Below are 14,620 nucleotides of genomic sequence, written 5' to 3'. Positions count from 1 at the left end.
ATTATTTCAAAACGATTGTTTTTATTCCGTGATTTAAAACGAAGAGAGAATCCAATAAATATGAATCATTCAAGAAAATTTTCTAACGTAGATGAAAATGCCACTTAAGATCAACAATGCCATTGAATGAAAGGAATCAGATTAAAAAATTGGAAAATTTATCCATCTCAACTTAAGGGTAAGTTAACAGTTCCTTCTTCAAAATCGCAATCAATACGTGCTCTACTTTTTGCAACCCTTGCAAAAGGGAAAAGTGTTTTAACAGATCTTCTCCCTTGTCCAGATATGATCCATACCTGTCGCTTATTAGGTGCAGATATTCAAGAGAGAGAGTCAGTTGAAGTCAATGGATTAGGAGGGAAGATTGATGGAGCAAAAGATATCATCAATGCTGGTAATTCAGGTTTGATTCTGCGTTTGGTAGGTGCAATAGCAGCTCTTTCGTCTAAGCCAATTATTATTACAGGAGATCGATCGATTCGTGAATCTCGTCCGATTATTCCTTTAATCGAAGGATTAAACCAGTTAGGTGGATTAGCATTTTCAATTTTAAAAAATGGTCAGCCTCCAATTTTTATCCAAGGCCCAATTAGATCAGGCTATGTGAGAGTTGATGGAGAGGATTCACAGCCTATTTCAGGATTGTTAATTGCTGGAGCTTTAGCTCCCGGACCAGTAAAAATTTTTGTGAATAATCCAGGAGAAATTCCATGGATAGAACTCACGCGACACTGGTTAGAAAAATTTGGTATTTCATCTATGGCTTACCAAGGTAGTTATTACGAAATATCTGGTAACGCTTTGATTGAAGGATTTAGTTATAAAGTCCCTGGAGATTTTAGTTCGTTAGCTTTCCCTCTTGTAGCCGCGATCTTGACCAATTCAGAAGTCTATTTTGATAATCTTGATTTTGATGACTTGCAACCAGATAAACAGCTAATTACCATTCTACAGCAAATGGGTGCCAAGATTGAATTAGAAGAGAAAGGATTATGTGTCAAGAAAGGAGGAAAACTACATGGAATGCAAATTAATGTGAATGGATGTATTGATACCCTTCCTATCCTTGCAGTCTTAGGATGTTTAGCTGAGGGAGAAACTGAGCTAGTCGGTGGAAGAATTGCACGTAAAAAAGAATCTAACCGTATCACTGCGATGGCAACTGAATTAAGAAAAATGGGTGGTCGTATTGAAGAGCAAGAAGAAGGTCTTTTGATTCACCAATCTTCATTGAGAGGGGGGATTGTTGAGAGTTATTCTGACCATCGAATTGCTCTTTCTCTTGCTGTTGCAGGATTAGCAGCTAAGGGAAAGACAGTGGTTAAAAATATTGGATGTGTAGTAAAGACATTTCCAAATTTCCAACATCAAATGCTTTCATTAGGGGCAGACATCCAATGATTTTATCCGGTCTATTTTGTGCGGGAAAAACCACTTTAGGTCGATTATTAGCCCAGCAAATGCGATTGCCATTCTATGATTCAGACTCTATGATGGAAGTGGTTTATAGAAAACCAATTCGATTGCTTTGGCTTGAACACGGTGAAACAGTTTTCCGTCATCTTGAACATCAACTTGTCATGTCTCTAAAAAAAAAACCTGCAATTATTGCCACAGGAGGAGGGACATTGTTATTTGAGCAAAACTATATGCATCTCAAGAAACTCGGTGAGATTGTCTATCTAAGAACATCTATATCCACTCTATGGGAACGCATCCAAAGACGAGGACTCCCAGCTTATGTGGATGCTATCAATCCTCAGACACAGATCGAAGAACTTATTAAAGAACGGATTCCAATTCTGGAGAGACGCTGTGATCTCATTTTTGATACGGAAGATCTATCTCCAAATGATTGTATAGAGAGGTTAATAAAGATTTTTCATACAAAATATTGAGGTGTTTGAAAATCTATGAAGGAAAATGGATCGAGTTTTTAAGGATCTAATTCACATCTTTTTTATGAATGAAGTTTTTCATCTCTAAAAACGCTTCTTATGAGAGATTGGATTAGTATTTAATAGAAATTGTCTGATTAGTTAGCAATGCATTGTTGTTTGTTTTTGACACGAAATTTGATCTATTTTAAATTTTTATCAATGCGTAACTCATTTGGTCAAATTTTTCGAATCACGACTTGGGGAGAATCCCATGGAAAGGCAATAGGGGTTGTGATTGACGGATGTCCAGCTGGTTTAGAAATCTCTGAAGAAGAGATTAACCAGGAGCTTGCTAAGCGAGCGCCTGGTAAACAGCCAAATACTTCTCAGAGACAAGAAAGTGATTTAATTCAACTGCTTTCAGGAGTCTTTGAAGGTAAAACCACAGGGACACCAATTTCTATTTTAATTCCAAATCAAGATATAGATGTAAGCAAATATGAACCAATTAAAGATTTAGTCCGTCCAGGACATGCAAATTTGACCTATTTAAAAAAATATGGAATCTTTGATTATCGTGGTGGGGGAAGAGCTTCAGCTAGAGAGACAGCTTGTCGGGTCGCAGCAGGTGCAATAGCAGAAAAATTATTGAGTCAAGAAGGAATTTATGTGAAAGCTTCTTTAGTCGAAAGAGGGGAACTTAAGGAGAAGGATTCTGCAGGAGGAATTGTAGAAGGAAGAGTAGAGGGGGTTCCTGCTGGATTAGGTGAGCCAGTTTATCTAAAAATGGAAGCTCTTTTAGCACAAGCCATGCTTTCCTTACCCGCAAGTAAGGGATTTGAAATTGGTGAAGGATTTAAAGCAGCAGGTATGTGTGGCTCAGATCATAACCGCTGTCCGACAGGTGGAACCCTTGGAGGGATTACAGATGGTGAGCCGATTGTTTTTCGGGTTGCATTCAAACCAACATCTAGTATAGGAAAAGCTCAAGAAACAAAAACTTTAAAAGGAGAAAAGGCAACACTTATCCTACCAGAGGGTTCTCGTCATGACCCATGTCTTGCTATTCGAGCCGTGCGTGTTGTACAATCAATGGCTGCCCTTGTGGTAGTAGATACATTCTTAATGAATAAAACATGTACCATCAACCGATCCTTATAAAGGAATTTCTTTCTTTTTTTTCTGAACAAAAAATTTATCGTTATATCGATGGAACAATTGGAAGTGGAGGCCATGCTTATGCAATTCTAGAAGCTCATCCTGAAATTGAAAAGCTATATGGTTTTGATCACGATCCTTATGCGATTGAAATCGCTGCTGCAAAGCTAGAGCCTTTTAAAAAAAAAGTGATTCTTATCCAAGCCAATGTGAAAGATTTTTGTAAGTATATTTCAGAACCAGTTGAAGGCATATTTCTTGATTTGGGGGTCTCATCAATGCAGCTTGATTCTCCTGAGAGAGGGTTTAGCTTCTATCACGAAGGTCCTCTTGATATGCGTATGAATCCCCAGAGCAATCTTGATGCTAAAATGGTGATTAATACTTATTCTGAAAAGGATTTGGGACGGATTTTTCACGAATATGGTGAAGAGCCACGTTGGCGGATGGCGGCGCGAGCCATTGTTAAAGCAAGAAACAAAAAACCCATCAAAACAACTACCGATTTGGTGGAGGTATTAAAAAATACGATAACAAGGAGAAAAGGAAAAAAAATCCATCCGATGACATTAGTTTTTCAAGCCTTGCGTATTTATGTTAATGATGAACTGAAAGGACTCACCCAAGTTTTACCAAAAGGGATCGAAAGTTTAGTCTCAAAAGGGAGACTAGGAGTATTAGCTTTTCATAGCCTGGAAGATCGAATTGTCAAGCACCTATTTCGTGACTATGCTTTAGAAAAAGGGATGGTGAAAGTCTTAACGAAAAAACCTATAGTCACTGGTTCAGAAGAGATAAAAAATAATCCACGGAGCCGTTCAGCAAAATTACGATTTATTGAAAAAATATGAATATTGGAATCTTTATCCGGATTTTTTTGTGTATCTTGATCATGGGGCTTTTCCTTTATGCTTTTATTAATCAACAGAACCATATTACCGAACTGCGATTACAGATTCCTATTAGAAATTGTGAACTTCAAGCTATTGAACAAGAAAATGTGTGTCTTCAATTTGAGATTGAATCTTTTGAAAATCCAGCTCATCTTATGGAGCTTGCTCGTCGTCCAGAATTTAGTCATCTCAAGTCTCCCTTGATGAATGAAGTTATTACTATTTATCTTCCGACACCTCGAGGAGAAAAATGAGACAAAGAAAACGACTCATTATTATTGCATTGGGAATTTTTTTTTTATTTTCACTGCTCATTGCCACTTTTTTCAAAATTCAAATTCTAGAGGGAGAGAGATGGCGATCTGCTGCGCTTGCTCAACACGAATGTATTATTCAAGAACCATTTAAACGAGGGGCATTTTATTCAAACCAAACATTAAGTGTTGGTCATCCTGAAACGATTCAACCTCTAGTATTGGATGTAACAAAATTTCATCTTTTTATTGATCCGCTTTCGATTCCTACCGAGTATCATGATGAAATGATTCTATTTTTACGTCAGCATCTCTTAATAAAAGAAGAAGAATTTAAGAAAAAAAGCAGGAGTCGTCGGATAGCACTTTGGTTAGATAGAGAGGTTAAAGAGACAATTTTAGCTTGGTGGACTGTTTTTGCAAAAGAGAGAAAAATTGCATGTAATGCACTTTATTTTGTGACAGACAATAGGCGTTCTTATCCATATGGTAAACTGCTTGGGCAGGTTTTACATACTATTAGAGAGCTAAAGGATGAAAAAACACGAGAAGGATTACCAACAGGAGGGCTAGAGGCGTATTTCAATGATTATCTTAAAGGAAAACTTGGAAAACGTAAACTTCTTCGCTCTCCTCTAAATCAACTGGAAATTGATAAGGTGATTGAAGAGCCTGAAGATGGAGCTGATATTTATTTAACAGTTAACCACTACATTCAGGCAATTGCTGAAGAGGAACTTGAAAAAGGTGTACTCGCTGCTCAAGCAAAGGGAGGATGGGCAGTGATGCTAAATCCTTATAATGGGGAAATCCTTGCACTAGCACAATATCCATTCTTTGATCCTAGCTGTTACCAAGAGTATTTCAATGATCCCTTAAAAATTGAAGATGCAAAAGTCAAAGCAGTCACTGACGCTTTTGAACTTGGATCGATTATGAAACCCATTACCTTAGCAATTGCATTAAAAGCTAATATAGAAAGAAAAAAGGAAGGAAAAGGTCTTCTATTTGATCCATTAGGAAAAATAGATGTGACACGATCAATTTTCCCAGGACGTGCTTCACGTCCTCTTTATGACTTACCTCATCATAAGGCGCTCAATTTATACATGGCTTTACAAAAATCTTCTAATGTCTATATGGCTCAGTTAGTTGATTTAGTGATTAATGCGTATGGGAATGAGTGGTATCGAAATGCTCTTGTAGACATTTTTGGATTTCAAAAGAAAACAGGTATTGAAATTCCAGGAGAGGCCTATGGACTTGTCCCCTGTCCAGGAAAAATTCATCCAAGTGGGGCTTTGGAGTGGTCTTTACCAACTCCTTATTCTTTAGCAATAGGTTATAATATACTAGCAACAAGTCTTCAGATGGCTCGTGCTTATGCCATTATTGCGAATGGAGGATTTTTTATTGAACCCACTCTTATAAGAAAAATCGTGAAAAAAGATCAGGTATTGATAGATAAGACAGTTTTACCTCCAAAAAAACGCGTTTTAGAAGCAGAGATTACAGAAGAAGTGATAAAAGGAATGAAATTTTCTACACAAGAGGGAGGAACAGGAAAGCTTGGTAGTGTCAGTGGGTATACTGAAGCAGGAAAAACAGGAACAGCTGAAAAAATTATACATGGAGTTTATTCAAAAAAAAACTACATTTCTTCATTTATTGGATTTACACCTGCTCATCAGCCACGATTTGTTTTAATTGTCACAATTGATGAACCAAATCCAATCCGTATTGAAGGAGGTATCAAAAATTACCTTGGGGGAAGGTGTGCAGCACCCATTTTTTCAGAGATTGCTAAGCGGACACTCGATTATCTTGGAGAACCTCTTGATGATCCACATGGATATCCCGCAGGAGATCCTCGATATGATCCTCAAAAAGCAGACTGGAAAAAGGAGGTCTCAGAGCTCAAAATGCTTTATGAAAAATGGAATAAATCATGGGAATAAATTTAAAGGAACTTGTTATAGGATTACCTGTTGAGCTGTATAGAGGAGGAAAAAATGTGTCAATTAATGGATTATGCTCGAACTCAAAGCTCGTCGCTCCGGGAAATCTCTTTATTGCAAAAAAGGGCATGACTCATGATGGAGCACAATACATTGATGAAGCAATTGCAAGTGGAGCGATTGCGATTTTAACCGATACTCCAAATCCTTTTTTAAAAGAAATCACACAAATTATTACTAATCAAGTAGGTTTGATTGAGTCTGAGTTTGCTGCTCGTTATTATGGAGATCCTTCTAAATCTTTATTTATGGTTGGGGTGACAGGTACCAATGGAAAAACAACAACCTCTTACCTTGTTAAGTATATTTTCGATGCTTTGAGACTGTTTTGTGGAATCATTGGCACAATTGAATACATAATTAGAGATCAACATTTTACTGCTCAGCTTACTTCTCCAGATATCATTACTAATCAAAAATTATTGAGGGAAATGATAAGACAAAAATGTACAGCTGCTGTGATGGAAGTCTCTTCTTTTGGTCTTGAACAAGGGCGAGTTGAGAAGATTGATTATGATGTTGCAATTTTTACTAATCTTTCTCACGATCACTTGGATTATCATAAAACTATGGAAGCTTATGCAGATGCTAAAGCTAAGCTTTTTCAAAAACTTAAACCTAAAGGGATAGCAGTATTGAATCTAGATTCTCCTTGGTCAGAGAAAATGCGAGATGCAACCTCAGCCGATATCTTAACATATGGATTCAATCCTAAAGCAGATTTATATGCGCATTCCTTTAAAGGAATGCCAGATGAAACCCATTTTTCTATCTCTTTTAAAGATCAAACTCTTTCTTTTGTTTCAAAGTTAATCGGTAGATTTAATGTGTATAATTGTTTAGCAGCTATCGGAGCAGCTCTTTGTAAAGGGATTGCATTTCAGAGTTTACCAGAGATCATTATGAATTTTCCTAGAGTACGTGGTCGTCTTGAACGTGTTGAACATTTAAATGATTTTCATATCTATGTCGACTATGCACATACGCCAGATGCCATGGAAAAGGTGCTTTTGGCTCTATCTGATTTAAAAGAGAGGAACATCTTAACTCTATTTGGCTGCGGAGGGAATCGCGACCATTTAAAACGTCCTCAGATGGCCCAAGTGGTTGAAAAATATAGTGACTTTGCTGTGATTACCTCAGATAATCCTCGCAATGAGGATCCTCTTACAATTTGTAGGGAGATTGCTTGTGGGTTTACAAGATCCAAGGATCATTTTTCGATTGAAGTTGATCGTAGACTCGCGATCGAACAGATCATCAAGATGGCAAAACCTAAAGATTTAATTCTCATTGCAGGTAAGGGACATGAAACCTACCAGACTTTCTCTTACCAAACTTTCCCATTCGATGATCGTCAAGTTGCTCAGGAAATTGCAAATAGAGTAAAGAGATCAGCTCAATAAGAGAATAAATAGTTTTGAAATTTCTTTTTAAGGAATTTTTATTTTCAATATTTTACACGGTAAGTAAAAAGTAGATAGAAAGTTGGTTTTCAGGATTATGATAGAGCTTTACTACTCTGATTTTTTACATCTATCAACCAAATGATATCTTAGAAATTCTCTAAATAAAATGATAAAAATTGTTTAAATAGATCAAGAAAGGAATCGAATATGAAAGAGACAAGATGGATTAGATGTTTCCAAAGATTGGCGATCGAACTGACCTTATTAGTGCTATTAGGATCTTTGACAGGGTGCGCTTCACATCGGCCTTTTTCATCTGATACAATCTTTCATGAAAAACCTCTTCCCTCTTTATATAAGAAGGAAATGATTGTAATAGATGCAGGACATGGAGGAAAAGATAGCGGGGCTATGAGTCAAAAGGACCACTACGAAGAGAAGAAATTCACCCTCGAAACAGCTCATATTCTGAATACTTATCTAAATCAGCTTGGCTATAAAACAGTGATGACTCGGAGTCAAGATACCTTTCTCTCATTGAATTCTCGAGCAGAAATTGCAAACTCTTTAGGAGCAGATATATTTATCAGTATTCATTATAACTTTGCTACTAACAAAGACGCCAAAGGCGTCGAAGTGTATTATTTAAAAGAAGAAAAGAAACTTTCCTCTCCGCGTATTTTAAAATCAAAAGCTTTGGGAGCCATGATCTTGAATAAAGTTATTACTAAAACAAATGCTACATCACGTGGATTGAAAGAGGCAAATTTTTTAGTCATTCGTGAAACAGAAATGCCAGCGGTTTTATTTGAGGGAGGATTTTTATCTAATAGCCATGAACTAGAATATTTACGTGATCTTAAATATCAACGCTTAATTGCTCGTGGAATTGCTCAAGGAATTGATCAATATCTAGAGCTAAATCGAAAAAATCTTAGTCTTCGTTAAGTTGACATTTTCTAGATTACCTAGTTTGAAATCTCTATTTTTCAGGTGAGATAGAGATTTGCATTTAGTAAAGAAAACAGTTGTCCTCGGCGCGAATTGAACGCGCGACCTGCTGCTTAGGAGGCAACCGCTCTATCCTTCTGAGCTACGAGGACAAAAAACAAGAACCATAACTGAACTCTTCCTTATTTTAAAAGAAATTCTAGACTCTTCCTTAAACAAGTGATATCCTGACAATAGAGGTGGCATATGACGCAAGCAGATATTGGTTTGATTGGTTTAGCTGTGATGGGACAAAATCTTGTATTAAATATGAATGATCATGGCTATAAAGTGGCAGTATATAATCGTACAACTTCTAAAGTGGAGGATTTTTTAACTGGTCCCGCAAAAATGACAAACATTATGGGGACAAAAACACTTGAGGAATTTGTTTCTAAATTGAAATCTCCTCGTCGTGTCATGCTCATGGTAAAAGCTGGAGATCCAGTTGATAAATTTATTGCCCTTCTTGAACCACTTCTAGAAAATGGGGATATTATTATTGATGGAGGGAATAGTCACTTTCCAGATACCAATAGACGATGCGAGTACTTAAGAAAAAAAGGAATCTATTTTATTGGTACCGGAATTTCAGGTGGTGAGGAAGGAGCACGCCATGGTCCTTCAATTATGCCAGGTGGAGATCCAGAAGCTTGGCCACATGTCAAAAAGATTTTTCAAGATATTGCAGCAAAAGTCGAAAATGGAGAACCATGTTGTCAGTGGGTCGGAGAAGGAGGAGCAGGTCATTATGTGAAAATGGTGCATAATGGGATTGAATATGGAGATATTCAGTTGATTTGTGAATCCTATGCATTAATGAAAAATCTTTTAGATATTTCAGCTGAAGAGATTGGGGATATTTTTGAAGATTGGAATAAACGAGAGCTTAACAGCTATCTTATTGAAATTGCTAGTCATATCTTTCGTACTCGTGATCAAGATGGCCATTTTCTTTTGGATAAAATTCTTGACGTTGCTGGTCAGAAAGGGACAGGAAAGTGGACAGCGATTAATTCTGTTGAAATGGGTATGCCAGTGACATTAATTGGAGAGGCAGTTTTTGCTCGCTGTCTTTCAGCTTTGAAAGAAGAGCGTGTGATTGCCAGCAAAAAATTACCAGCCTCAGTCAAAAAATTCAAAGGGAATAAGCAGCTATTCATCAATGATATTTTTCATGGGCTCTATGCTTCTAAGATGATCAGCTATGCGCAAGGTTATATGCTAATGCAAGAAGCCTCGAAAAATTATCGTTGGAATTTGAACTATGGAGGGGTTGCTCTAATGTGGAGAGGAGGGTGTATTATTCGAAGCATTTTTCTAGAAAAAATCAAAAGAGCTTTTGATAAAAACCCTTATCTTCATAATCTTCTTCTTGATGACTTTTTTTCAAATGAAATCCTGAAATGCCAGGAAGGATGGAGAAATGTGATTTCAGAGGCAGCACAATGTGGAGTTCCGGTTCCATGTTTAAGTACAGCTCTATCATTTTACGATGGCTATCGTTCTGATCGCTTGCCAGCTAATCTTCTTCAGGCGTTGCGGGATTATTTTGGTGCTCATACCTACGAGCGTATTGACAAGCCCCGCGGTGAATTTTGTCATACAAACTGGACAGGTACTGGAGGTAAGATGAGTGCTTCTTCCTATTCAGTATAATCAAAAATTCAAGATTGATTACCATCCTACGATCCAAACAATAAAATTAAGAATTAAATCCATACCAAGTAAGATTAATCTATTATATCTCGTTATTAACCAAAAATTTTTTAAATATATATATATATTTGAATATTCATTAACATACTTCCGCTCAAATTAAAATCAGGAGATAATAATGGCGAATACACAGCCAATCCTTGGAACAAGGGAACAAGTACATGAAGGAAATAACAAACAATTGATAGAAAATTTCTCTAGATTTGATTTGCACTCTTCGGAATGTCAACCTACTGATTCGACAGGAATGATGAGAAGTCAGAAAGCAGTCTTGGTTACTATCATCGCATTAGGAATTATTTTCTTTGCTGCTGGGTTAATGTTATATGGTATTCAACAAGGATGGATGGGAGCTGGATTTGAGCGGCTACCATTTTTAGCAAATTTTACTCAGCACCACGCGATTGTAATTATGGTTATAGGAGGAGTGACAATTCTTTCTGGAGCGATGACTTATTTTTTTCTATCACGTGTTTATCAGAAAGAAGAAAAAAAATCTGAAAAAGTCCAATTAGAACAAGGGATGAATCGCGAGTCTCCAAGAGAGGTTCAACAATGTTCACAGAATAATAACAGTACTATTCATGAGTAGATTCTCTCCACAAAAAGGCTACTTTAGATAAAGTAAGTAATAAATATAAGCCGATTAGTCTAGAAAAATTGCAACTTTAGGATTAAGACAGTTTGGATCTTATCATTCTAGTCTATTTTAACTAGATTTTAATACTTCCATAAAAGCAGTTTGTGGAATAGAAACTTTACCGATTTCTTTCATCTTTTTTTTCCCTTTTTTCTGTTTCTCCCATAACTTGCGTTTTCGTGTGATGTCTCCTCCATAACACTTAGCTGTCACATTTTTTGCAAGAGCACCAATAGTTTCTCTTGCAATAATTTTGCCTCCACAAGCAGCTTGAATAGGAATTTTAAAAAGTTGTTGAGGAATGACTTTTATAAGTTTTTCACAAATCACCCGACCTTTGCTTTCAGCTTTAGAAGCATGTAATAATAAAGAAAAAGCATCAACAGGCTCTTCGTTTACACGGATTTCAAGTTTGATAATCTCTCCTTTTTTGTAGCAATCAAATTCATAGTTGAAGGAACCGTATCCTTTAGTAATAGATTTAAGTTTATCATTGAAATCAGTAAGAATTTCATTTAAAGGGAGTAGATAGGTTAAAACAATACGATTAGCATCAAGAGTCTCTGTTTGTAAGCATTGGCCACGTTTGTCTTTCCCTAACATCATTACGGCTCCTAAATATTCTCTTGGAATCATAATATGAGCCTTAATCCAAGGTTCTTCTACATGTTGAATTGTAGATGGATTAGGAAAATGGGCAGGGTTATCAATATCAAGAGTAGTGCCATTTCTTAAGATCACTTTGTAGAGTACACTAGGTGCAGTCGTAATGATATTAACATCAAATTCTCGTATGATCCGCTCAAAGATAATTTCAAGATGCAGTAAACCCAAAAAGCCACAACGGAAACCAAATCCAAGAGCTGCTGAATTTTCTTGCTCAACAAAAAGTGCTGAGTCATTCAGTTGAAGCTTAACAAGAGCATCACGTAATCCTTCAAAATCTGTTGTATCCACTGGATAGATTCCTGCAAAAACCACCGGTTGAATTTCTTTAAAACCAGGAAGGGGATGAGAAGCTCTATGTTTTTGATCTGTAATCGTATCTCCAATCTTAATATCCTTGACATTTTTGATATTTGCAATAAGATATCCGACTTCTCCTGATTTAAGTGATTTAGTTTTAGATGCTTTAGGGCGAAAGACACCTACTTCTAAGACTTCAAAAGTTTTTCCCGTAGCCATAAATTGAATAGAAGTCCCTGCCTTAACCTCACCACTCATCAATCGAATATAGACCATGACTCCACGGTAGAGATCGTAATGAGAATCAAAAACAAGTGCTCGTAAATTGTCATCTTCAAATTCTTTTGGAGGAGGAATTAGTTCAATGATTTTATCTAGAATTTCATGGATTCCAATCCCTGATTTTGCAGACACAGCAAGAGCATGAGTAGTACTTAATCCAATGTAATCTGCAATTTGTTGTTTGACTCCTTCTATATTAGCTCCAGGAAGATCAATTTTATTAATCACAGGAATAATTTCGAGGTTCCATTCAATAGCTAGATAGACATTTGCCATGCTTTGGGCTTGTATTCCTTGTCCAGCGTCAATCACTAATAAAGCTCCCTCACATGCTGCTAAAGAACGAGACACTTCATAAGTAAAATCGACATGACCAGGGGTATCGATCAAGTTGAGTTGATAAAGTTCTCCTTGCTCATTCTTATAATTCATTGTGACAGGATGAGCTTTGATAGTAATACCTCGTTCTCTTTCAAGATCCATTGTATCAAGAAGTTGATCTTGCATTTCTCTCTGATTGACTGTTTCTGTAAGCTCTAAAAGACGATCCGCAATGGTTGATTTTCCATGGTCAATATGGGCAATGATAGAAAAATTGCGGATGTTTTTGCGTTGATATGTCACGTTTAAAAAGAAATAATTCTCTTTGTATAGACTAAATTCAAAATTATAAAAAGTAAAAGATTTTACTAAAGATCAATAAAAAAAATCAATGAGATTAGAATATCTAGAAAATATCTCAATTTCTAATCCCATAGATTTTTTAGGAAGACAAAACTTTTGCCGTTTGAGGCTCTAAATTACTGTTTTCTTCTTCTGGTTTTTCCGTAGTAAGTTGAAGAAATTGCTTATTTAATGAACGTCCTGCAATGATCCAACCAATAATTGTAATGCCTAAGATCACACCTAGATAAGGTGTAATAGCGCCAATTGTTCCAAAGGTTACAAGAAGACCTTGCTGAACTAAGGAACCACCTGATTTACCAACTCTAGCCGCAACCACATCAATAGCTGCTTTACCTTTTACTTTTTGTTCTTGATCAAGAGGAATATAAGCCATTTCTTTTGTAGGATCAAAAAGAGAATATTTACAAGACTTACTCATAATATTTTGAATCATTCCTACTACAACAGCTAGCATTAAAGGAGTGGTACCAAAAGCAGCAATTGCACCACTTAGGTTGTCTCGAAAAATCACAAGAGAGAAAAATATACTCCCTGTAACAAATAAGACAACTGGTGTCACAAGAGCTGCTTTTCCCCAACCAAATCGACGGATGACATTACCTCCAACAAAGAGCATCATTAAGACGGTAATTGCTCCTGTAATTGTAGAGAAAAATCCCATAAATGTACTGTAGTCATTTGAATTAGGGTATTGAAGCTTTAATTGGCTTTTCCAAGTGACTTCAACAATATTAATTGCAATTCCATAAGAAATCACAAGAATTGCTAAACAAAGAATGTAAGGAGATTTCGCAAGATAAACAAAACTTTCTTTAAGATTCATTTTAGGTTTGTCTTTCTTTTTCGCTTTTTCTTCATTTTGCTGATAAAAACGTGCATCTGTTAATACATAGCGATTAATCCACCAATAGGTCGCTAATATTAAAATCCCAGAACATACAACCATTCCCATTAAGAGGTTTAATGAAATTCCCCAAGCATCAATGCCTTCTGGAATATGGCGACGAATATCCGAAACAAGAACAATGGCAGGACCCGAACAAAGTAGAGCAATATTTGCACCAATCCCAAAAAGTGCATAAAACCGTTTTGCCTCACCAACTCTTGTGATATCATTAGCAAAACCCCAAAACATAAGAGAGAGCATCACACTTCCCCAAAGCTCAGCTAAAACATAAAATAATGCATAAGTCCAATTGCGAAAAATGGCTACTAGTCCCATTAACCCTTGAGGTAAGATGGCTTGGAGTCTATCAGCTAATTCAGTTGGGTGAATAAGATCTTTATTTGGATAAAGAAGTAAAGCAAATAAGGCAAAAAAGATTAGAAATGGTGTGGTAACAGCATAAAACAACTTCTGTTTGCTGAGGATATTACTAAGTTTAGCATAGATGATCATAAATAAAATTGCAAAAGGCACCACTAACCAAACTTTAATAAAAGGAATAGCCTCTGCTCCTGAACCTGGCGCTGTAACAATAAGCGTATCTTTTGTGTCTCGTAAAATTGTGTAATTAAAAGAAATACAGAAAAACATGAGAAACATTGGCAAAACTTTTTTTAATTCAAAAGCATGGACTGGCCAGAAAAAAGCTCGCAATTTTCCAAATTCTTTATTATTTGACATATAGTAAATTCCTAAAAATGTTTTAATTTTTTTAAAAGATTTATGTTATTTTATAACTTCAGAAGAAAGGTTATAACAAAATGATTAAGAATTGCAA

The 14,620-nt window shown here is 36.3% G+C and carries 12 protein-coding genes and 1 tRNA gene; 10 read left to right on the top strand and 3 right to left on the bottom strand.

Annotated elements, in window-relative coordinates:
- Positions 1-126 precede the first annotated feature (126 nt).
- From aroA to R3E91_01905, 8 genes are all read left to right on the top strand, one after another.
- The gene (gene aroA / locus R3E91_01940) at positions 127-1,401 is read left to right on the top strand and encodes a 3-phosphoshikimate 1-carboxyvinyltransferase (GenBank protein ID MEZ5314960.1); all 1,275 of its coding nucleotides are present in this window, start codon (positions 127-129) and stop codon (positions 1,399-1,401) included.
- A complete protein-coding gene (locus tag R3E91_01935) occupies positions 1,398-1,898 on the top strand; it encodes a shikimate kinase (GenBank protein ID MEZ5314959.1) in 501 nt (166 codons plus the stop codon). The genes aroA and R3E91_01935 overlap by 4 nt, the downstream gene beginning before the upstream one ends.
- A 201-nt stretch (positions 1,899-2,099) precedes the next feature.
- Complete coding sequence (locus R3E91_01930) at positions 2,100-3,041, top strand: chorismate synthase (GenBank protein ID MEZ5314958.1); 942 nt, start codon at positions 2,100-2,102, stop codon at positions 3,039-3,041.
- Positions 3,017-3,889 (top strand): 16S rRNA (cytosine(1402)-N(4))-methyltransferase RsmH, encoded by an 873-nt coding sequence (rsmH, locus tag R3E91_01925; protein ID MEZ5314957.1) that lies wholly within the window; start codon positions 3,017-3,019, stop codon positions 3,887-3,889. The genes R3E91_01930 and rsmH overlap by 25 nt, the downstream gene beginning before the upstream one ends.
- Positions 3,886-4,185, top strand: a complete 300-nt coding sequence (locus R3E91_01920) for a hypothetical protein (GenBank protein ID MEZ5314956.1) — start codon at positions 3,886-3,888, stop codon at positions 4,183-4,185. The genes rsmH and R3E91_01920 overlap by 4 nt, the downstream gene beginning before the upstream one ends.
- Positions 4,182-6,143: a penicillin-binding protein 2 gene (locus tag R3E91_01915; GenBank protein MEZ5314955.1), complete on the top strand. Its 1,962-nt coding sequence runs from the start codon at positions 4,182-4,184 to the stop codon at positions 6,141-6,143. Before R3E91_01920 ends, R3E91_01915 begins: the two co-directional genes overlap by 4 nt.
- Positions 6,134-7,609 (top strand): UDP-N-acetylmuramoyl-L-alanyl-D-glutamate--2,6-diaminopimelate ligase, encoded by a 1,476-nt coding sequence (locus tag R3E91_01910; protein ID MEZ5314954.1) that lies wholly within the window; start codon positions 6,134-6,136, stop codon positions 7,607-7,609. The genes R3E91_01915 and R3E91_01910 overlap by 10 nt, the downstream gene beginning before the upstream one ends.
- Before the next feature lie 210 nt (positions 7,610-7,819).
- Positions 7,820-8,560, top strand: coding sequence for an N-acetylmuramoyl-L-alanine amidase (locus R3E91_01905; GenBank protein ID MEZ5314953.1), 741 nt, complete (start codon positions 7,820-7,822; stop codon positions 8,558-8,560).
- A gap of 81 nt (positions 8,561-8,641) precedes the next feature.
- Here the strand turns inward: R3E91_01905 and R3E91_01900 are convergent.
- A tRNA-Arg gene (locus R3E91_01900) sits at positions 8,642-8,715 on the bottom strand.
- 94 nt (positions 8,716-8,809) lie between these two features.
- Between R3E91_01900 and gnd the strand changes: the two genes are divergently transcribed.
- Positions 8,810-10,261 (top strand): decarboxylating NADP(+)-dependent phosphogluconate dehydrogenase, encoded by a 1,452-nt coding sequence (gene gnd / locus R3E91_01895; protein MEZ5314952.1) that lies wholly within the window; start codon positions 8,810-8,812, stop codon positions 10,259-10,261.
- Positions 10,262-10,439: 178 nt separating this feature from the next.
- Complete coding sequence (locus tag R3E91_01890) at positions 10,440-10,913, top strand: DoxX family protein (GenBank protein MEZ5314951.1); 474 nt, start codon at positions 10,440-10,442, stop codon at positions 10,911-10,913.
- A gap of 117 nt (positions 10,914-11,030) precedes the next feature.
- On the opposite strand, the gene lepA is transcribed toward R3E91_01890, so the two are convergent.
- Together lepA and R3E91_01880 are read right to left on the bottom strand one after the other, a co-directional pair.
- Complete coding sequence (gene lepA / locus R3E91_01885) at positions 11,031-12,833, bottom strand: translation elongation factor 4 (protein MEZ5314950.1); 1,803 nt, start codon at positions 12,831-12,833, stop codon at positions 11,031-11,033.
- 139 nt (positions 12,834-12,972) lie between these two features.
- Positions 12,973-14,523 carry an NTP/NDP exchange transporter gene (locus tag R3E91_01880; protein MEZ5314949.1) on the bottom strand — a complete coding sequence of 517 codons (1,551 nt, stop codon included), beginning with the start codon at positions 14,521-14,523 and terminating at the stop codon, positions 12,973-12,975.
- Positions 14,524-14,620 lie beyond the last annotated feature (97 nt).

This window comes from Chlamydiales bacterium, from assembly GCA_041395025.1.
Lineage (GTDB): Bacteria > Chlamydiota > Chlamydiia > Chlamydiales > JAAKFR01 > JAJACP01.
This window is presented reverse-complemented; position numbering and strand designations above follow the sequence as displayed.

Excerpts from the sequence above, each read along its gene's own strand:
- aroA (MEZ5314960.1), top strand. The coding sequence starts at position 127 with ATGAAAGGAATCAGATTAAAAAATTGGAAAATTTATCCATCTCAACTT.
- R3E91_01935 (MEZ5314959.1), top strand. The coding sequence starts at position 1,398 with ATGATTTTATCCGGTCTATTTTGTGCGGGAAAAACCACTTTAGGTCGA.
- R3E91_01930 (MEZ5314958.1), top strand. The coding sequence starts at position 2,100 with ATGCGTAACTCATTTGGTCAAATTTTTCGAATCACGACTTGGGGAGAA.
- rsmH (MEZ5314957.1), top strand. The coding sequence starts at position 3,017 with ATGTACCATCAACCGATCCTTATAAAGGAATTTCTTTCTTTTTTTTCT.
- R3E91_01920 (MEZ5314956.1), top strand. The coding sequence starts at position 3,886 with ATGAATATTGGAATCTTTATCCGGATTTTTTTGTGTATCTTGATCATG.
- R3E91_01915 (MEZ5314955.1), top strand. The coding sequence starts at position 4,182 with ATGAGACAAAGAAAACGACTCATTATTATTGCATTGGGAATTTTTTTT.
- R3E91_01910 (MEZ5314954.1), top strand. The coding sequence starts at position 6,134 with ATGGGAATAAATTTAAAGGAACTTGTTATAGGATTACCTGTTGAGCTG.
- R3E91_01905 (MEZ5314953.1), top strand. The coding sequence starts at position 7,820 with ATGAAAGAGACAAGATGGATTAGATGTTTCCAAAGATTGGCGATCGAA.
- gnd (MEZ5314952.1), top strand. The coding sequence starts at position 8,810 with ATGACGCAAGCAGATATTGGTTTGATTGGTTTAGCTGTGATGGGACAA.
- R3E91_01890 (MEZ5314951.1), top strand. The coding sequence starts at position 10,440 with ATGGCGAATACACAGCCAATCCTTGGAACAAGGGAACAAGTACATGAA.
- R3E91_01880 (MEZ5314949.1), bottom strand. The coding sequence starts at position 14,523 with ATGTCAAATAATAAAGAATTTGGAAAATTGCGAGCTTTTTTCTGGCCA.